Source organism: Sphingobacterium sp. UBA7253 (genome assembly GCF_002472745.1).
Classification (GTDB): Bacteria; Bacteroidota; Bacteroidia; order Sphingobacteriales; family Sphingobacteriaceae; genus Sphingobacterium; species Sphingobacterium siyangense.
Genome location: NZ_DKSP01000223.1, coordinates 1 through 20,435, shown reverse-complemented (window position 1 = coordinate 20,435; position 20,435 = coordinate 1). Strand labels below are relative to the sequence as shown.

Sequence of the window (20,435 nt, the reverse complement as noted above, 5' to 3'; positions counted from 1 at the left end):
CCGATGATCTATTACCCGCTGTCAACCTTGATGCTGGCCGGGATACGTGAGATTTTGATTATATCGACGCCTCAGGATCTTCCGAATTTTAGGAAATTACTGGGCGATGGTTCACAATTAGGCTGTCAGTTTGAATATAAAGAGCAACCTAGCCCCGATGGATTGGCGCAAGCATTTTTATTGGGGGAGGAATTTATTGGCGATGATAAGGTCGCTCTTATTTTGGGTGACAATATTTTTTATGGCTCAGGTTTGTCCAAGCTTTTACAGTCTTGTGCTGATCCAGATGGTGGGGTTGTTTTTGCATATCCTGTACAGGATCCGGAGCGTTATGGTGTGGTCGAATTTGATGAAACAAATAATGTTATTTCGATTGAGGAAAAGCCACAATCGCCAAAGTCGAATTACGCTGTGCCCGGAGTTTATTTTTATGACAACGAAGTGGTTACTATTGCCAAGAACATAGAGCCTTCTGCTCGCGGTGAACTGGAGATCACAGATATCAATAAAGAGTACCTTCGCCGTGGTAAATTGAAGGTCGGTATTTTTGATCGTGGTACAGCTTGGCTAGATACAGGAACGATACAGTCGCTCATGCAGGCAGGACAATTTGTACAAGTGATTGAGGAGCGGCAAGGGATGAAAATAGGAGCAATTGAAGAGGTCGCTTACAGAATGGGCTATATTGATGGACAACAATTGCTAAAAATTTCAGCCCCGCTCTGTAAATCGGGGTATGGAGAGTATTTGAAACGGATTATAAAATCATAAATTGCTCTCTCTTTATTGCTTTATATAAGCTTCATAGGCATTGCTGAGCACTTCCCCTTTTTCATTAACCCGGTTTAGTGTCCTATCGTTTACCAGCACATAACGTAGGGATAGCTTTTGCTGATTTTTTGTTGTAGTAATCACAAGATCTTTATTGTCGGTGAGGGCATACGTACCTTCCTCTTTAAGACCAGTAATACGTTCTCCCTTTAGCTGCACAATTTCATAATTATTACTTTTTTTGAAGTTAATCCGAAGATAATTATCACCTCCACCGTAAATAATTTCTGCATCCATGTCTTTGCGAAGCCAAGATGTCTCAGTGAGCATATCATCTTCCTGGAAGACAGCATTTTCATTAGACCCACAGCGTATAAAGGTAAATGAGGTCGCGATAAATAAAATAAGTATGAATTTTCTCATAATGTAAAAGGTTAGAATGTATTATAATATAGCCCAATGCGAAATCTCGCATTCTTACATCAAATATAAATTCATTAATTTCTAATTAATATAGACCCTAGGGTTCTTTTTTTTAGTCGATCTTAAGGAAAAACTTTGTTTATCTTGGAATATGGATCGTGAAAGTACTCCCGAATCCAATACGACTTTCAATCGTTATAGAACATTTTATTCGGTTTGCAAATTCGTGACATAACATCAAACCTATACCATTTCCTTTTTCCTCGAGGGTCCCATCAAGACTATGTTGCTGTTGCATACCTTTCAGTGCCCTAATTTTTGTTTCATCCATGCCTACGCCCTGATCTGTTATTGAAATAAGGATTTTGCTATCGGTTTCATGTTGTTCAAAAATAATGGCTTTACCACTAAAGCTAAACTTGATGGCGTTGTTAAAAATATTTCGAATGATAAATTCAAATCGTTTAAGATCACTATGGATGGATAAGTTTGGAGAAATTTTGATGTCTATATATAACTTTTTCAAGTTTATTCGATCCATAAAAAGATTCTCGCAGTCTTTAATAATTTGATAGGGAAAGATTTCCTGTATGTCAAGCTTCTCAATAGCCATTTGTTGTGAAGACCATACAAGCAAACTATCGAGCATTTTGGATGCAGCAGTAACCTGATTGCCAATAGTGATCAACATACTTTTAATTTCATGCGCTGGTAGGTCAACGATTTTTGAAACGGAGAGTAAGGCCTGAAATGAAGATAAAGGGCTTCGCAAATCATGCGACACGACAGAAAAGATACTGGCCCGAAAGCGATCTGCCTGGACCAATTCGGCGTGTTGCTGCTTGATTTCCGTCGCCTGCTCATCTACTTTCAATTTCTCCTGATGTAATAATCTATTCTTTTTGATCAGCAAAATGATCATCACCAAAAATATTAGTAGAACAAAAAAGGTCAATAACCCGATCAGCTTTATCCAATGGGCTTCACGCTTTACATTCGCGTTTTTTAATAACAGATTTTTATTTTCAAGCTCCTTCTTTTCGCTTTCATATTTTTCCCGAAGTTCTTCCCGAATCCTTACGCGGAGGACTTCTGCATCTTCATGAAATTTGCGATCTGAGCTATCCTGATCGCTGAGAATTAAATGTTCATCCTGCGCTTTGATCGCTTTAGCTATCTTGTCAAAATCTCCCTGAAGGTCTTCCGTTAAGTTGGTGAAACCGCTTTTGGCGATAATGCGCTTGATAAGGGTTACTTCTTTTGCCGCCAGATCAAACCGCTTTTCTTTGACATAAATATTCGCGCGGTTGATACGGGCATAACTTTCGCCAACAGGATCTTCTTTCTTGGTGGTGATGTCTATCGCGAGGTCGGTATAATAGGTACTCCATTCAAGCTTATCTGCCTTGAGATAGAGGTAGCTTAATAGAATATAGGTATTGAAAAGATCAACTTCAGGCGCATCTGCTTTGCAGAATTCAACCGTTTTTACCAAATAATCGATGGCTTTGGTTACATCTTGCTTCTTTCCTCCATTCAATGCATTTTGGGCATATATATTTCCGATATTGGTTGAGATATTGGCTCGGTTTCTTGTATCACGCAGCTCTTTGGAGAGATCTAGTGCACGCTGGTAATACTTTAAGGCCTGATCGGGGTCATAACTCTTGTTGAATACATTGCCTATATTCAGGAAAGAGAGCATCATCCCTTTCCTGTCGTTGCGTTCTTCCCGCTTTTTGAGTACTTTAAAGTGTGTTTTTATGCTTTCATCAAAGTTATTTAACTTCAGATATATAACACCTTGTAGATTTAATAAATCAATTTGCAAAGGTTCGAATTTCTTTTCACTGATGAGACTCAATCCTTTGGAAACGATTTCCTGTGCTTCTTGGGGATTACTGCGGTAAATTTCTGAGGCAACTTTATAATACGCCAATATTCGGGTCGAATCGTTACTTGCCTCCGATAGCTGCTTATCTACCTTGTCCCAGCCAGTGTTTTGGGAATATGCATGATGGGTGAAGAACAATATGGTAAAAAATAATAGGGTGGTTAAACGATGCATGGCTAGTTTGTTTCAATAAAACAGTAAAAATAAAAAAAACTATTAAATACAATGAACTTCACGAATATAAAACCATGCTGGACAAACAGGGAAGATAATTGATTATATTTACAGCCAAATGTCTGAGTCCAAAAGAATTTACCAAATCGATCTGTTTCGTTTTATTGCAGCATCTGCCGTCGTATTATATCATTATTTATATCGGGGGTATGCAGCCGGAAATATGTCGCTATTGGGTTTCGATGGCGTCGGAGAATATTTTAAATACGGCTACCTGGGCGTAGACTTATTTTTTATCATTAGTGGTTTTGTGATTGCTTTTTCCATCAAACATCTTTCACTGCGGAAGTTCTGTTATTCCCGCTTCAAGCGTTTGTATCCGATGTATTGGATTTGTTTGCTGTTGACTTTTATCGTTTCTTATTTGTGGGGCGCACCGCGTTATCATGTCACATTTACACAACTATTGGCCAATCTGACCATGGTGCAAAAACTATGGGGACAAGGGGATGTCGATGGCGCTTATTGGTCACTTTATGTGGAGTTGAAGTTTTACCTGATCATCGCTTTGTTTCTAATTCTGAATCGATTTAAAAAAATAAGCTTGGATTACTTGGTTTATTTTTGGTTGCTATTGTCCAGCCTACGCTTTTTTGTTGGGCCTTCAGAAATTTATGACGCAATCCATGAGTTTTTTTTACTCGACTGGAGTGCGTATTTTATTGCGGGAATTATATTCTGCCAGATTTTTCTGCATGGACCAAAAATCCAGCATTTTGTCGCTTTACCTTGGTGTTTGTACATTTCCATCGATGGTGCTGTGGGGCGTATTCATTGGCTGGAACGCACTTTTCACAGTGACTTTTCACCTTATATTATTGGTGCGACCATCGTTGTGTTTTACCTGCTCATGTTACTGGTTTCCTGTAAAAAGCTCCAGGCGATCAATTCGTCCGGATTTGTTAAAATTGGCATGTTGACCTATCCGCTGTATTTAATCCATCAAAACATCGGCTTTATTATTTTTAATCACCTGTATCTTTATCTGAATAAATACCTGCTCCTTTCAGGTGTTATCATTCTTATGCTCGCCCTGGCTTATCTGCTGAGCGATCGGATTGAACCGCGGATCATGAAGCATTTTCGTAGCATATTGGCGTTTTTACCTCTCCTGGCTGGCGGTAGGATTTGTGGGCCCGTGGACGACAGTAGACTCGACGGACAGTAGTTAAAATCTGGAGAATATTGGCTAAAATAAACCTATGTATAATAATGTAGAGTCATTAATTTTATAAATGTCAAATAGACAGCAATACAGAAAATATTCTTCGATTTTGGAAGCTTATTAATTGGAAGCTTATTAATTGGAAGCTTATTAATAGGGATTGCTTTTCTTCTTGTTCGTCTTCTGTTGAAGACAATCAAGGAAAAGGATACGGTAATAGCTTTCACCGGGCTAGAGGGTGATCTTTAAACAATAAATCATTAGCGAATAAAAGATAGCGATATGAAAAGATATACGATATATTTTGCAGCAATTCTCACAATTTTTATCAAAATGACAGCTGTAGCTGTGGCACAGGGTGGGGATCAGATCCTAGATGGTATTGGAGAGACAGGCATGGTGGCCCGTTACGTCTTTGATGGTGATTTTAAGGATTGGTCGCGCAATGGGCTACATGGTAAATTCCAGGGGACAAAAGCGTCATTTGTGTCAGATAAGCAATTTACAAAGGTGCTTTCTCTCGCTGGAGGAAAGGACGATTTTGTTGTACTTCCAGCGCAAGTACTCGCTGATCTCGAGTCAATCAGCATTACAGGCTGGATGTACTTACGTGCAGCGCGGTCTGGCCAGTATTTATTCGATTTTGGACAAGATATCGCGAGGCATTTTGCAGGGACACCAACAGGTACAGCGCTAAAAAATGGCTATATGGGGATAATCGCCCAAAAGAAGACCGAAGTAAAAAACGCAGTCTCTTCGGCTGTGCCTTTAAACAAATGGGTGCACTTGGCCATCGTAGTTGATATTGCTACGGGGACCATGCAAACATATTTGGATGGTATGCCGGCTGGAGAGGTTAAAGACATCCCACAGGAGCTGACCGAGGTTTTTGGACAGACAGGTAGTAAGAGGACACTATACATTGGAAAATCCCTGTTGGGTGGACATGTAAGTTTAAATGCACTGTTGCATGATTTTCGCATTTATCGTGTGCCACTGAATCAAAACCAAATTGGCATGGTGTATAGAAATGCGCTGAAGGGTGTGCGTGAAGATGTTGCTTCTAAAGGTAAGGCTGAGGATGACCTACCGCGATTTCCAAAGAATAAGGCTGAGCTTTATAATGCCTTCTTAACAGGGGTTGCAGATGTCTCCGTAGAAACAGCGATAGGCGAGCTGCCACGATTGCCGAGTTATGTCGTCGGTACATATAAAGACGGTATGGTGGGACCAAAAGTGCGTGTGTTGTGGCCTGCGCCATCCGACAATAGTGCCGTCGTGCAGCAAACAGCTTACACCGTCACGGGGCGTGTTCCCGGGACAGATCTGAAACCCAAAGCCATCATTACAGTCAAAGGGAAGGTAAAGTCCAAGATGCCTAGCTTAAAATTGGACGCATTTCACTTGGATCAGGTTTCCCTTAATACGGATGTAAAGCAGCATCAAACGAAGTTTATTGAAAATCGCAATAAATTCATTGATACATTAGCGAAATCGGATCCCAATTCATTCCTCTATATGTTTCGACACGCGTTTGGGCAAAAACAACCGATCGGTGCGCAACCTTTGGAGGTATGGGACAGCCAGGATATCAAACTGCGCGGTCATGCTACAGGACATTACCTGACGGCAATTGCACAAGCTTATGCGAGTACAGGCTATGATAAGGCACTCCAGTCAAAATTTTTGGGGAAGATGGATACCATGGTCAACGTGCTTTATTCCTTGTCAAAGTTGTCGGGTGCGTCGAGACCAGCGGGGCAGGCTTCTATTGCGGATCCTGCTGCGGTACCTTATGGCCCCGGTAAATCAGCTTATGATTCTGACCTGAGTGACGAAGGAATCCGTACAGATTATTGGAACTGGGGACTTGGCTTTATCAGTGCCTATCCCCCGGATCAGTTTATTATGCTTGAACATGGCGCAAAATATGGCGGGCAGAAGAACCAGGTTTGGGCACCTTATTATACCCTGCATAAAATCCTGGCCGGCCTGATGGATGTTTATGAGGTAAGTGGAAATAAAAAAGCATTGGAGATCGCGCAGGGAATGGGCAATTGGGTGTATACACGTTTAAATAAAGTCCCGACAGAGACACTGATCAAAATGTGGAATACCTATATCGCCGGTGAATTTGGTGGGATGAATGAAGTGATGGCCAGGTTATACCGTATAACGGGTGAAGAGAACTATTTAAAAACCGCCCGTTTATTTGACAATATTGATATGTTCTACGGCAACGCAGCGCATGCACATGGACTGGCCAAAAATGTAGATACTTTTAGGGGCTTACATGCCAATCAGCATATTCCTCAAATTGTGGGCAGTATGGAACTATATCGGGTGTCCAATGAGCCCCAATATTATAAAATAGCGGACAACTTTTGGTATAAAGCCATCAATGATTATATGTATAGTATCGGTGGTGTGGCTGGGGCAAGAAATCCGGCTAATGCCGAATGTTTTATTAGCGAGCCGGCGACATTATATGAAAATGGATTTTCTGCAGGCGGGCAGAACGAAACCTGCGCAACCTATAACATGTTGAAATTGACAAGTGACCTGTTTATGTTCGATCAGCGCGCAGAGTTGATGGATTATTATGAACGTGGATTATACAATCATATCTTAGCGTCTGTTGCAGAAAATAGTCCAGCAAATACGTATCATGTGCCTCTACGCGCGGGATCTATCAAGCAGTTTGGAAATGCTGATATGAAAGGCTTTACCTGCTGTAATGGTACGGCTATTGAAAGCAGTACCAAATTGCAGAATACGATCTATTTTAGGAGCAAGGATGATCAGGCGCTGTATGTCAATCTCTATATTCCTTCTACCTTACATTGGACGGAACGGGGAATCAGCGTCGAGCAACAAACCAGTTTTCCGAAAGCGGATCAAACAGCGTTGACCATACGGGGGAATGGCAAATTTGAACTTCATGTGCGGGTGCCAAGCTGGGCAACAAAGGGATTTTTTGTTGCAATAAATGGAGTCGATCAAAAAATTAAAGCTGAGCCGGGCACTTACCTGACCTTAAACCGTACCTGGAAAGATGGGGATGTGATCAACCTCAAAATGCCATTTCAGTTTCATTTGGACCCGGTTATGGATCAGCCCAATATGGCGAGTCTGTTTTATGGGCCAATCCTATTAGCCGCCCAGGAACCTGCAGCAAGAAAAGACTGGCGTAAAGTAACTTTAGATGCAAAGGATATTGCTAAGTCTATTAAAGGAAATCCCGAAACATTGGAATTTTACATTGATGATGTCCTTTATAAACCTTTTTATGATACTTACGGACGTCATTCGGTTTACCTGGATGTCAGCTTAAAATAAGAGGCAAGCAGTGTGTTCCTAAATCTTTCCCAAATTCAAGGTACCTTTGTCATAAACAATTGTGTATGTAAATTGTCATTTAGCATGGACAGAATACTATTGTTTACACAAGTTTTCCGCTAAATAGAAATAAGAAGATGAAAATATTGGTTATTGAAGACGAAGCGGATTTAAGGGAAATTGTGAAGGCATCTTTACTTAAGGAAGAATATACGGTAGAAACTGCCGCTGATTATGGATCAGCCTTTGAGAAAGTCGCTGTTTATGATTACGATTGTATCCTGCTCGACATCATGCTGCCTGGAGGCAATGGTTTGCAGATCCTCGATCAGCTCAAAAATGAGGGTAAGTCCGATAATGTGATCATTATCTCCGCAAAGGATTCTTTGGACGATAAGCTAAAGGGACTCGAACTTGGAGCCGATGACTATTTGACAAAACCCTTTCATATTGCTGAGCTGAACGCACGGATTAAAGCCGTGTTACGAAGGAAACAATGGGAAGGTAAGCATACATTGGAAATGGGAAACATCGTGTTGGACCTCAATGAACGCTGCTTATTTATTGCACAGGAGCCTGTGCCGTTAAATCGGAAAGAGTTCGATATGCTCAACTACTTCTTATTGAACAAAAATAGACTGGTCAGCAAAAGTGCGCTGGCAGAACATGTCTGGGGCGATAATACGGACCAGGCGGATAATCTTGATTTCATCTATTCACAGATAAAAAACTTGCGCAAAAAATTCTTGGCTAGTCATGCTGATGTGGATTTTGAAGCGGTATATGGAATCGGTTATAAACTTGTCGAAAAATGAGATTAGCCAACCAAACACTAAAGTATCTTTCTATCTCCGTGTTGGTGGTCATCGCCCTTTGGTCAACAGTGTTCTATCTATTTATGCTGGAGGTGATCCACGATAATATCGACGAAGAACTCGAAAACCAAAAACGGCTCATTATCCAGGAACTTTCCAGCAATCCCACCGTAGCTCCAGATTTAGAGTTTGGTATAAATAACTATAAGGTACGCCAGATTTCCGAAGAACAGGCCCTTAAGATGCAAAACGTTTATAAGGACACCATGTTGTATATGCAGGACGATGATGATCCCGAGCCGGAACTGGAACCAGTTCGAATGTTGACGACAGCATTTGAACATCAAGGACATTATTATGAACTTTCGATCATCAATTCGATGATCGAAGAGAGCGATCTAATCAAGAATCTCTTTTATTCTGTTGTTATTTTATTTGTTTTGTTGGTCATCAGTATCGTATCCATCAATAAAGTCGTCATAGAACGTTTATGGGGACCATTATATACGTTCTTGGCTCAGTTGACACGGTTTCGTTTAGGCAAAACCAAGGAGAAGCCCACGGTGGATACGCAGATCCAGGAATTTAAAGACTTAAAGCTTGCTGTGGCTACCTTAATTCGCCATAACGAAGAAAGCTATGAACAGCAAAAACAGTTTATTGGCAATGCTTCTCATGAATTACAGACACCGTTGGCTATTATGATCAACAAATTGGAAATCATGGCGGAAACAGAGGGGTTGAACCAAGAACAGTCAGAGACTGTCGCAGCAGTATTAGCTACTGCCGAGCGGCTTGTGCGCCTCAATAAATCCTTGTTGCTGTTGAGTAAAATTGAGAATAAACAATTTTTGCACAATGAGGATCTTTCGTTCAATACGCTTGTGCTGAATATTGTAACGGAGTTTGAGGCTATTGCTGAATTTAAACAGATAAAAATCAATGTCGTGCAAGAAGATCAGCTGAGTGTACAAATGGATAGTGCTTTGGCAAATATAGTGGTGTCAAATCTCCTGCGAAATGCTTTGTTCCACAATAGATTAGGCGGTGAGGTGAGTATCCATATAACGAACAAAGGGCTTACGGTGTCCAATACGAGTACACATGCAGCGTTGGATGCTAAGCTGGTATTCACCCGTTTTTATAGGTCAGATGCAGCATCCAAAGGTACTGGCTTGGGACTGGCCATTGTGCAGGCCATCTGTCATCTCTATGGTTTTGTAATCGTCTACCGTTATGAAAATAATCAGCATAGCTTTCAGCTTAATATGTTCCCTTAGAAAATATAGGAGGAGCAGGCATGTGTTCCCAAATCTTTACAGATTCGCTTTTTTACTTTGTAGTACACTAAAAAATAGAATCATGAACTGTAAATTAATCTGGAGTGCTTTCGTACTTGCACTGACAACAACAGGAGCTATTGCTCAAGATATACCACAAAGTCAAGTTCCCGCTGTCGTGGTGAATAGTTTCCAACAGAAATTTCCAAAAGCCAAAAAAGTAGATTGGGAATTGAAGGGGAATGTTTATGAAGCTGAGTTTGAAACGGGCCTATTTGGCATTGACCAAGAAGCTTGGTTTCAGCATAACGGAAAACTTTTGCGGTATAAAACTGAAATCAACAAAAGAGAACTACCAAAGAGTGTGCTGAACCGGGTGAAAAGAGATTTTCCGGGCTATCGCATTGAAGACGCAAAAAAGATTACCGCCGAACAGAAAGTGAGTTATGCGTTTGAAGTGAAAAGTCGAAAAGAGGAGTGGAAGCTGGTACTCGATCCAAAGGGAAATGTGCTTACGAAAGTAAGGGACTAAACGATATTTCTGTACAAATAAAACCTTCATGATTTTACACGCACTCATAGCGGCGAAATCATGAAGGTTCTTTTGGGCAGGTAGGCTGAGTTTATCGCGCTAACTAATCTTCTCCTTCCTCTGCGTGGAGTTCAAAAGATAGTTTTATGAGGTCTTGACCAGCAAACTTAGTGGCATAATCCGATAAGTTCCAGTCCGTACGGGTAACTTTTGCCTTTGTGCTGGCATCGTTAAACTTGCGAAGTACAAAGAATACATTTTTCTCGCCTTCATTGTCTTTTCCTGCCGTAAAATAAGTGATAATCCCTGTCGTCTCCGTTGCTCCGTTTACTGCAGTGCCATCACCGTAGTTCGTTTCTTTCGTTTGAAAGATTGCACCATTTCCTGTACTGCTATTCGGATTTAAAACGAAAGAACCACCCGTAAGGAATGCTTTGTAGTAGTCTGCAGTTGCTTTATTGCTGATGTATTGTCCCTGGATTTCTTTTGAAGAAGCATCAAATTGTTTTAATTCAATTTTATAGATACCTGCGGGATGAAGGTGGGCGTGTCCACCAGAAAGTGCTGTTCCCTTTTCGTCAAAGCTGATAGCGATTGGCTCTACCTTTTCCTTGTCCGCAAGATCATGGAAATGGTCGCCATGTGCCTCGCCGGCTACTTCCGTAAATACAAGCTTATAAGCAACTTTGGCATCTGAACCTTGTATGGTTAATGGCGATTCTACTGTAGTTGTATTTCCGGCTTTGTCGGTTACCGTAAAATGAAAATGATAGGCTCCTGCGGGTGCATCCGCCGGAACATCGATGTGTTCATGAAATGTCGCATTTTTTACACCAATGTATTTCCCATCCGTATAGGCTTTTGTGAACTTATACTGACCACCACCTTCCTGATGAACCTCTATTTCGATCTTAGCAATGAGTGCTTCGGCGAAAATATCACCTTCAAGATGAAGGTCTGATCCTGCCTGAACATTTTTGTTATTGCCACTGCCGATTTCGAGTGCGCTGATCTGGGGCTGTGCAAGTGCTGGAATTTCCTCGTTATCTTTCTTACAGGATGATAAAAAACCGAAAAGAATTGTACTTAACAGGAAGAAGAAGCGAATGTTTCTAGTTTTCATGTAAAATGGATTTAATTAAATTGAGTTGATAAATAGGTATGGTATTACTCGAGTATACGGATGCTGATTCCCTTCTGGCTACTCCATCCCGCCAGGTCAGTCACCTGAATCATAAAATGATAATTACCCGGATCGATATCTGCTGGCACATCGATTTTTAATTCGGCATCATATTGCTGTGGCTGCCCCGGAATATTAACTGTCTTGACCAAAGTAAAGGGCTTGATGGGAGTTTTGATCGCTTCAATTGTGCATTCGCCGATTTCTGTACTATGCGAATGATGGTCAAAATTATGGTGTACGTCGATGCTATAGCTCCCGAGCGCGACATTATCAGATAGCTTACTGCGGAAAGTAAAACTTGTGCCTCGTTTAATTGTGCTGCATTGTTTTGGGAAAGCCGTTTCCGAATCGATGGCGATGGTCGGTTTTTCGGTATCAATGCTTTCCTTATCTTTTTTACAAGCAACAGTCATGGCAAGTAACACTGTAATAAGTGTGTATTTTTGAAGTGTTTTCATATATAAATTTTATTCATTCGTGTATGTGTTAAGCGATATTCATAAGCTTGCGATGCTCGATTATTCATTCGCTTTGCTGTTGTACTCGGTTTGCTGTGCTCATCAAATACTGCTCAACGGTTGTTTATTGGAAGAAAAAGCTTATTTAAAGCTGTGTGATCTTTAATTAAATCTTATTTTATTCTTCATTCGTTGTAATTCATGTTATGATCTGGATAGTTTTCCAAAAGGAACTCCAATGGATAGCATAAAATTCCTTCCCTGTTCAGGCATTGATATCAGCCTATAAAAGCTGGTATGATCCATATATTTCTTGTCAAAGAGATTTTGAACCTGTAAGCGTAATTGAAGGACAGATCCCGAAAACTGAAGTTGTGTTCCTGCCCGGAAGTTGAAGACCTGATAAGCTGCTGTGGACTCTTCTGGTGGAACAACATGATGCTGCGCTGCCGTCCATTTGCAGTCGACGGAAAGATAGGTCTCTTTAAAATGTGTGCTATTTTTTGCTGTCCAGCTAATGTCCATCAAAGCTGAAGGTGCCGGAGAGAATGGAAGTGTATATCCTTTCTTTGCACCCGATAGTTGTTCCGATCGAACATATTCACCCAATAATTCTACTTTCCATTGTTTCAGAGGCTGATAGCTGAGTTTCAATTCTGCTCCATAACGGCGAACACGACTTTCCATATATTCAAAGATTTGATTGCCGGCACCATAATATTGATCGTAGCTCGACGTAGGATTGAGATAGATATAATTGGAAAAGTAATTAAAGAATGGTGTAAAGGCAGCAAAGACTTTTCTAGGACTCCAGGTCAATGATAAATCCAGTTGATAGGATTGTTCGGGCGACAGGGATTGATTGCCTTTTTCATAACTGAAGTAGTGATAGTTGACACCATTAGCACCGAGTTCCTGTGCAATAGGGGCCCTGAAACTCTTTCCTACATTGATTTTGGTTTCCAGATCTCCGAATTGATGTGCCGTTCCTAAAGACCAAACCAGGCTATTGAAACGGCGACTGAGCGCTGAAGCCCGAACTATTCTTCCCGACTGATGGTCTTCCAGCTGTGATTCGAACCAATCCTGATAAGGTGAGGTCTGAATATGGCTGTAATCGTAACGCAACGCCCCGTAAAGCATCGTTTGGTCCGCGAGCTTGTATTGATCGTAGACGAATAGGCCCATTGCTTTTTGGTTAAAAGAGGGGATGAGGAAGCTCCAACCATCGATCCGGTTATCCTGATACTCTCCATTTGCACCTAGGGTAAGTCGATGTCTGGCCAACTCAAATTGGTCTTTTACAGTGATACTATAGACTTGTTTGTCATACAACCTTTCCAGATTGATCGGGGCAGTCATATCGTTTGGATAAACGGGTGGCATATAACCGTGCGCGGTGTAATTGTTGTATTCTTGCCGATAGTTTTTCTGATAACCCAGGTCTATCCAAAGCTTATGCTTATCCAGATCGATAAAGTTGCGGTTAATAAGCTTTAGGTGATTGACCGTCTGGCTAGGGAAACCAATGTCCCGACTGGATTTGTCATAAAGAGCTGTATCTACGCCCCGTGGTTCCAAGCCATGCGCATTGGCAAAGAAGCCAAACTTTGTATGATAATTACTCAGGTAGAAAATCGAAGAAAAACGATCCGATAGATATCCACCACGTAGTTGAAAATGTGTTTCTCGTCCTGCCGTGTTGCGAACATGCCGATCTTTCAGGCGTACCGCATAATTGTAGACATAGACGGTATCTGTGGGTACTCGGTAATCGCCATATTGAAGGTGCGTGAATCCACTTCCAAATACCCAATTCCCCTTTCTGCCCTGTGCTTGTAGCGATCCGCCAAAAGTCGCGTTGTTTGACTTTGTCAATAGGTTAAACTGCCCTTTAAAACCTGTCTCCTGTAGTTCCGCTGGCGGTGCTAACCGAACGACACCGCCAATGGCATCTGAGCCATAGAGAAATGAGCTGGCCCCCTTAAGTACCTCGGCACTTCCCACACTGAATTGGTCGATTTCCAGTCCATGATCCAATCCCCACTGCTGGCCTTCATGTTTAATGCCATTTTCTACCGTGGCCACACGATTAAATCCGAGCCCTCTAATCTGGGGTTTAGATTGATTGGCACCTATGCCGATGGCACTGACACCGGGAAGCCGGCTTAATGTCTGCATTAAACTTCCCGCCTGGTATTTTTGTATAGAGTCGGCAGTCAACAGTTGAATCGATAATGCGCCCTCTGCTGCGCGGTGATAACGTCGCCCACCTACTTTAACTTCTTCAAGCTCGATGCTCTTCTCCTGTCCATAACACGGGAGAAATAGTTGTTGTGCTGCGATAATTGAAAAAATAATGTACCTATTCATCTTTGTGGATTCGATTCGTAAAGCGTAAGTCGTGCAATCCATATGTATTCCAATTTGTATGTATTGCAATTAAGTTGCAACAAATATAGGGAAAAAGAAACAAAAAGCAACAATGTTGCATGATAAGGCTTGAAGAAACAAATCCCTGATTTCAGCGATAGTAATATTTTTCGGCTTCAATTATCTTTGATTTAGAGTGTTATGCATTGGTGAGTGATATTCATAATTAGAAAAAGGCACTGGTGAAATAGCGGTTGCTAGCGTAACCTAAACAGATTTTTGATGCACTAAAGCTTGTCCTATGGATGATGTGGTGTTGCTATTTTTACGAAAAATTAGGAAAAACAAATTATAAAATAGATCAATATGATTAAACAATTTATTACGGGCATGATGACCGCAGCGGTTCTGAGCCTGTCAAGTTGTAGTTCGGGAGAAAAAGATCCTGCAGCGTACAACAATTCAATTATTACCGTGATCAACAGTAGTGAAAAACATGTGACAGACATGAATGCCGCCATGAATGGCTCCGATTATTCTAAGGCTGAACAGGTGCGGGCAGATTGGGAGAAGTCTTTAAATGACGATATCAAAAAAGTAGAGGAACTTGGTGATTTCAAGGGTGATGCGACATTCCAAAAGGCGGTGCTCGATGGCCTGAACGGGTATAAAAAAATTGTTACGGAGGATTATCCAAAATTGATTGAGCTTCGAAAAAATAAGACACCCGATGCAGCTAAAGAATCCGCATTGCTTGATAATATTAATAAAGCATTTGAAAATATGAGTAATGGGGTCAATCAAGCATCCACAGCATTTGAAAGTAAATATAAAAGTTAATCTTTTTGCATAAACAATAAGCAATCAGTTAAGCCACATCAGCAAAAAATGATGTGGCTTTGTTTTTTGCAGTACAGCTGTTGTTGCTTGAGAAATACGGCTGTATTGACTGTATTATTAGGGATCGTTTTTAGGGATCTTAAAATCTTTGCACAGTATTGTAGGAATGCCCTAGCAAAACAAAATGCTAACAAACGTTAAAACTCCGAAGGCCGAACTTGAATTTCATATTTTTATGTAGCTTTACCTTACGTATAGTAGCGCATGCCATGGGATTTAAAAATAGTGCAAAACAAATGTTCAAATGAAAGCCATATCAATTTTAACTGCTGTGTTTTTTTCTTGCTTCGCCAGTATACTAATGACAGCTCGTGCACAGGAAGCCGCAAAAAAATTAGATTACTTGGTGCTTATGAACGCAGATACCCTTTACGGAAAAATCTCCTCCATCAAGGATCACAAACTCAAATTTGAAAATCAACAGAAAGAGAAGCTAACTTTTGCCCCCGGCCAGGTGTTTCGTGCTTACTGGGAATCTAAAAGAAAAGTTTATGCACCTTCTTATGTCGAAAATGGCTTGGAGCCCGTTCAGGGAACTTCTCCACAAGTATTTCAAATAGGTCGATATTATACGGAGGAGCCAACTTTTGCTGAAGTGTTGGTTGATGGAGAAATAATGGTTTATTATGTGTCTAATTTGAACCTTGGTGGTGGCGGAGGAATGATGTTTGGTACGGGTGGTGGTGGTACAATGTTGTCCATTGGAATCAGTAAGTCTAAATATGCTTATGCATTAAAAAAGTCAACCGGTGAAGTGATTGAAATAAGTAGTAATACGAACGAACTTTTTAGCAACAGCAAAAAAAAGCGGACAATTGCTTTAGGGCGTTTGATCAATGACGAACCGGAGCTATTTGCTGAGTTTGAAAATGAAAAAAAGTACGATTATGATCTTTTTATAAAATACGTTATGCGCTATAATGAGCTTCAACTTTCAAAAATCTCTTCCGAGGAGAGAAAGCAACTAATTATTTATTGAGATTTTTTATTCACTGATACTGCATTTAAAACAATTTTATGATACTTACCATCTTTATTGTATTGACTATAGTTGCAGCCTATGGCTTTTGGTTGCTATTTGAAAAGGCAGGACGCAAAGGTTGGGAAGGAGTTGTTCCTGTCTATAGTCAGTTTATCCAATCGCGGATACTCGGCAAGAAGACCTGGCAGCTTATCCTTTTGCTTGTTCCGATCGTCAATGTTTTTATCTTTTATAATCTCTACCTCGATTTTATTCATTGTTTTGGGAAAAGAAGGTTTTGGGAAAATTGCGCTGCGGTGCTGCTTCCATTTATCGTACTGCCACTTTGGGGTAGCGATAAAAACGTGCAATTTCTGAATGGGCTATATGCCAAAAATCTGAAAGCAGCGCATGCCGAAGGTCGCCTGGCGACAAAGGAATCTGAACTGGAAATTGCGCATCAATCGTATATAGACTATAAGAAGAAATATCCCTATAAAAAATCGATGGTACGAGAATGGGCGGATGCGATTGTTTTTGCGACTGTCGCTGCAACCTTGATTCGTGGTTTTTTATTGGAGGCATTTATGATTCCTTCGGGGTCTATGCAACAGTCTCTCCTCATTGGAGATTATCTTTTTGTCAGTAAACTAAATTACGGGCCCCGTATTCCAAATACACCTATAGCGTTTCCTTTTGCACATCATACGATGCCATTAGTAGGAGGAAAAGCATTCTCCGAACTCATTAAAATTCCTTACAAACGATTGCCCGGATTTCAAGAAATAAAACGGAATGATGTGATCGTTTTTAATGCACCTGCCGGTGATACCGTTGCTGTCGAAAATCAAGACTCGCCCTATTATGACTTGGTGCGTAGCATGGGACGTGAAGCAGTACATCAACAATTTACAATTCAAACCCGTCCAGTGGATAAACGCGAACATTTAATTAAACGCTGTGTGGGAATGCCTGGGGATAAAATCAGCATGACAGAAGGAGTATTGTTTGTGAACGACCAACCAGGTTTTGTAGCCCCGGAAAGCCAGATGGATTATACCGTGATCACAGATGAGGCAGGTCTGGACGAACAGCGCCTAAGAGATATGGGAATAGAAGTCTCTGCTATTCAGCCCGGAGTTTATGTAATCTTTTTAACGAAAGATCAGGCAGCCATGGTGAAATCCTGGTCCAATGTCAAATCCATGCAAATGAACTTGCGTAAACCTGGGGAAGCCGAAGCAAATACCTTTCCGAACGACCCACAATACAAATGGAATTATGATAATTTCGGCCCCTTTGTTATTCCTCGAAAGGGGATGACTATTCCACTGAATGCACAGACCTTGCCACTCTATGAGCGAGCCATACGAGTGTATGAAAATAACCTGTTGGAAAAGAAAACGGATGGGCTTTATATCAATGGAAATCGAACAGATTCCTACACCTTTAAAATGGATTATTATTGGATGATGGGAGATAATAGGCACAACTCGCTCGATGCTAGGGATTGGGGATTTGTTCCTGAGGATCATATTGTCGGAAAAGCATTATTTACCTGGATGAGCTGGAACGCAAATGGCAATGGGCTTTCCAAAATACGATGGAATAGAATTTTTAAAGGCATCCATTAATAAAGAAAGAATACTGACAAAAAAGGGGAAATGATTACTATAATTATTTCCCCTTTTATTTTTTAGTCATTCTAGAAATGCAGTGAAAAGCCTATCCTTGCGCTGAAAGCATTGATGCCATCGGCATTGTCGTTTTAAGCCATGATCATAATGTACTGCCGGCTCTATGGCAATGTTTTCTTTTAAAAATAGGGCATAACCGAGTTGACCTCCGAAAATGAAAGCATTCTCGCCACCACTATTAATACCACCTAGATCTACCTGCACGGGAAATTGATTGATAATATAGTATTTTAATCCCGCTTTATAAATAAACGAATGTGTAGAATTCAATTCGATTTTTTGGCCATCAAAATCGAATACATATCTTTGACCAGTGAAACCTAATCCTGCTTTGACAGCTAGTTTATCTTGGAAAAAATAACCTGCTTCACCGCCTACAGACCAGAGCTGGGCGCCATTGTTGGAATAAAAGCTAAAGCCGGAAGTAGAAAGGCCGGTCAGTGGCGAGAGATTCGTTTCGACCATCCATTTTCCTTTAGAGATCGCTGTTGGAGTTTCTTGGGCCGATACAGTTTGCAAACCCAACAGGGTAAGCATTATAAAAAGACTCTTTTTGGGAGATTCTGTTTAAATAACGAATAAGAAGAGATTATTTTTATTTTTTAATACAACGAACTTGAACGGTTGCATTTTGATTGAGTGCTGCAATTTGTGTATAGTATAACAACAATACCTTTTGTGGCTGATTTGTGGCTTATGTTTTTCTCGCGCGCTCATTGGCTATTTATGGTGCTAAAGCTGCTACAGGGGTAGTTGCCATTACCACCAAAAAAGGAACAGGCGATAAACCCGTGTTGACGGCGAATATCAACTGGAGAGTAGCTCCGCTAGTACGTAATCAACGTGCTTACGATGGCTCTGGTTTTCTGAAATGGCGAGCAGATGTGGGGCACGCTGGTGGTAAATACAATCCGGATGGCACATTAAGGCGGATTCCGACAGGTGATAGCGGATTGAATGCCCGTAATCCTTTTCTAAATATGACCTACAATGACCGGATGAACAAGCAGAATACCCTTTTTGCAAGTCTCTTCGCAAAAGTTAACTTGCCTTTTGGTATTACTTATCAGTTCAACTTTAGTCCCGGAATTGAGGTAGGCCACGTACACCTGACACGTCCATTGTTTAATTTCCGTCAGCAGAATATGAATAAACCGAGAAGACAGCGTTCGGATTGGAGCTCCGATCGGATGATGGGAGAGCGTAATCCTGCCGTTCATCAACTGAATTTTGTTAAAACAGCCTGCGAAGTGGCCAAATTGGATTTGACAGATTTATTTGATAAATACGGATTCTTTTTTGTTGGTACGCTGGAATACGACGATTATGTATACCTATACCATGACGCAGGAAATGGTTGATGCCTGTCTCCTGGCAATTAAAAACATGAACTTGCCCAAGCCTAAGGCTGATCTTACAGCATTAAGAGATTAGAGCATGTAAACTATAATAACGTCTGACGCTCCGAATCATCTAAATTGATTCGGAGCCTTTTGTTTGGTTGTTATGTTTTTTGAACTTAGTCGTTATTCTAAACGTGTTACAAGCTGAACGCTTTCTCTTGCTCATTTTCTTTGATCCCATAAACCCTCCAAAAATGCCTATATCATGGTGATTCTGGTTGGATGCTGGGACACTTGTAGGGTTATTTACATAATGTTATGTTTATTCGCTTTTATTTAGTTCTTCTTTAAGTTAGATTTTAATTAGTATTTAGTTAGCTTTTGGTTAGGATTTATTTAGCTATAACCTAAGCTATACCTAAACAAACCTTAAGTAAAGTAGTAAAAGAGTGTGTTCATTTAATGGGTAATCCGGAGCGGTGTATGCTCTCATTCTTTTGCTGTGCTGCGGTATTCTTCTGTTGTTCTCTGTTCGGCTATGTTTGCGTTTTCCGATCTCCCTTTGCTATGTCGGTGGGGCAATAGATCCGGCAGGTGCAATTCAGGATGTTTTCGTTGCCTGATGCCGCTATCTGTCCCAATCTGGCGGCCGGATCAGCCTTTTTTCGCCTTCCTCTGCAGCTTCCACCGCTAAAATGAAAAAGAATCTTGCACCGTTACAGGTAGTTAAGGATAAAATGAAAATAATAAGAACAAAAGGCTTGGAAGTTTGTTAGTAAACTCCCTATCTTTGCACCACTCCGCAAGGGAGGGACGGTTACCACGAAAGAGGGAATCATGAAAAAAGAAGGGTTTAAGAGAAGTTTGGCAGGATTTAAAATCCCGCTCAGTTTATTTTAAACGCGGAAATCGAAAAAAGAGAAAAGAAAAAAAAACTTCAAAAAGTTTTTGGAAGTTCAAAAAAGATTTCTACCTTTGCAGTCCCAACGGAAACGAAGGGAAAAACAAAACGATAAAGAGGGGCGCAATGCCTATCGGAATATAGCGGATACGGAAGTTGAAGC

16 protein-coding genes are annotated in these 20,435 nt (G+C 40.9%); 10 read left to right on the top strand and 6 right to left on the bottom strand.

Annotated elements, in window-relative coordinates; all coding sequences use genetic code 11:
- On the top strand, window positions 1-771 hold a 771-nt coding region (gene rfbA, locus B2X72_RS23140), incomplete at its 5' end, for a glucose-1-phosphate thymidylyltransferase RfbA (protein ID WP_286851620.1).
- Between the two features lie 12 nt (window positions 772-783).
- Here the strand turns inward: rfbA and B2X72_RS23135 are convergent.
- On the bottom strand, window positions 784-1,194 hold the full coding sequence (locus B2X72_RS23135) for a hypothetical protein (protein WP_286851618.1): 411 nt from the start codon (window positions 1,192-1,194) through the stop codon (window positions 784-786).
- A 139-nt stretch (window positions 1,195-1,333) separates the two neighbouring features.
- On the bottom strand, window positions 1,334-3,262 hold the full coding sequence (locus B2X72_RS23130; RefSeq protein WP_286727807.1) for a tetratricopeptide repeat-containing sensor histidine kinase: 1,929 nt from the start codon (window positions 3,260-3,262) through the stop codon (window positions 1,334-1,336).
- Window positions 3,263-3,380: 118 nt separating this feature from the next.
- On the opposite strand from B2X72_RS23130, the gene B2X72_RS23125 reads away from it, so the two are divergent.
- From B2X72_RS23125 to B2X72_RS23105, 5 genes are all read left to right on the top strand, one after another.
- Complete coding sequence (locus B2X72_RS23125; RefSeq protein ID WP_286727808.1) at window positions 3,381-4,490, top strand: acyltransferase family protein; 1,110 nt, start codon at window positions 3,381-3,383, stop codon at window positions 4,488-4,490.
- Window positions 4,491-4,769: 279 nt separating this feature from the next.
- Window positions 4,770-7,826, top strand: coding sequence for a beta-L-arabinofuranosidase domain-containing protein (locus B2X72_RS23120; RefSeq protein WP_286851617.1), 3,057 nt, complete (start codon window positions 4,770-4,772; stop codon window positions 7,824-7,826).
- A gap of 137 nt (window positions 7,827-7,963) precedes the next feature.
- Window positions 7,964-8,641, top strand: a complete 678-nt coding sequence (locus B2X72_RS23115; protein ID WP_286727810.1) for a response regulator transcription factor — start codon at window positions 7,964-7,966, stop codon at window positions 8,639-8,641.
- A complete protein-coding gene (locus B2X72_RS23110) occupies window positions 8,638-9,921 on the top strand; it encodes a sensor histidine kinase (protein ID WP_286851616.1) in 1,284 nt (427 codons plus the stop codon). The genes B2X72_RS23115 and B2X72_RS23110 overlap by 4 nt, the downstream gene beginning before the upstream one ends.
- Window positions 9,922-10,003: 82 nt before the next feature.
- Window positions 10,004-10,453 carry a PepSY-like domain-containing protein gene (locus B2X72_RS23105; RefSeq protein ID WP_286727812.1) on the top strand — a complete coding sequence of 150 codons (450 nt, stop codon included), beginning with the start codon at window positions 10,004-10,006 and terminating at the stop codon, window positions 10,451-10,453.
- Window positions 10,454-10,556: 103 nt separating this feature from the next.
- On the opposite strand, the gene B2X72_RS23100 is transcribed toward B2X72_RS23105, so the two are convergent.
- From B2X72_RS23100 to B2X72_RS23090, 3 genes are all read right to left on the bottom strand, one after another.
- A complete protein-coding gene (locus B2X72_RS23100; RefSeq protein ID WP_286851615.1) occupies window positions 10,557-11,576 on the bottom strand; it encodes a DUF4625 domain-containing protein in 1,020 nt (339 codons plus the stop codon).
- Window positions 11,577-11,620: 44 nt separating this feature from the next.
- On the bottom strand, window positions 11,621-12,097 hold the full coding sequence (locus B2X72_RS23095) for a DUF4625 domain-containing protein (protein ID WP_286851614.1): 477 nt from the start codon (window positions 12,095-12,097) through the stop codon (window positions 11,621-11,623).
- 204 nt (window positions 12,098-12,301) lie between these two features.
- Window positions 12,302-14,470 (bottom strand): TonB-dependent receptor, encoded by a 2,169-nt coding sequence (locus B2X72_RS23090; protein WP_286851612.1) that lies wholly within the window; start codon window positions 14,468-14,470, stop codon window positions 12,302-12,304.
- A 366-nt stretch (window positions 14,471-14,836) separates the two neighbouring features.
- Here B2X72_RS23090 and B2X72_RS23085 point away from each other — a divergent pair, with 366 nt between their 5' ends.
- From B2X72_RS23085 to lepB, 3 genes are all read left to right on the top strand, one after another.
- Entirely contained in the window at window positions 14,837-15,310 is a 474-nt protein-coding gene (locus tag B2X72_RS23085; RefSeq protein ID WP_286727815.1) for an LIC11966 family surface protein, read from the top strand.
- A 304-nt stretch (window positions 15,311-15,614) separates the two neighbouring features.
- Window positions 15,615-16,349: a hypothetical protein gene (locus B2X72_RS23080; RefSeq protein WP_145330920.1), complete on the top strand. Its 735-nt coding sequence runs from the start codon at window positions 15,615-15,617 to the stop codon at window positions 16,347-16,349.
- 38 nt (window positions 16,350-16,387) lie between these two features.
- Window positions 16,388-17,965 (top strand): signal peptidase I, encoded by a 1,578-nt coding sequence (gene lepB, locus B2X72_RS23075; RefSeq protein ID WP_145330922.1) that lies wholly within the window; start codon window positions 16,388-16,390, stop codon window positions 17,963-17,965.
- A 66-nt stretch (window positions 17,966-18,031) separates the two neighbouring features.
- Here the strand turns inward: lepB and B2X72_RS23070 are convergent, their stop codons facing one another.
- Complete coding sequence (locus B2X72_RS23070) at window positions 18,032-18,547, bottom strand: hypothetical protein (RefSeq protein ID WP_286851610.1); 516 nt, start codon at window positions 18,545-18,547, stop codon at window positions 18,032-18,034.
- Window positions 18,548-18,717: 170 nt separating this feature from the next.
- Between B2X72_RS23070 and B2X72_RS23065 the strand changes: the two genes are divergently transcribed.
- On the top strand, window positions 18,718-19,389 hold the full coding sequence (locus B2X72_RS23065; RefSeq protein WP_286851609.1) for a hypothetical protein: 672 nt from the start codon (window positions 18,718-18,720) through the stop codon (window positions 19,387-19,389).
- The last annotated feature ends 1,046 nt before the right edge of the window (window positions 19,390-20,435 follow it).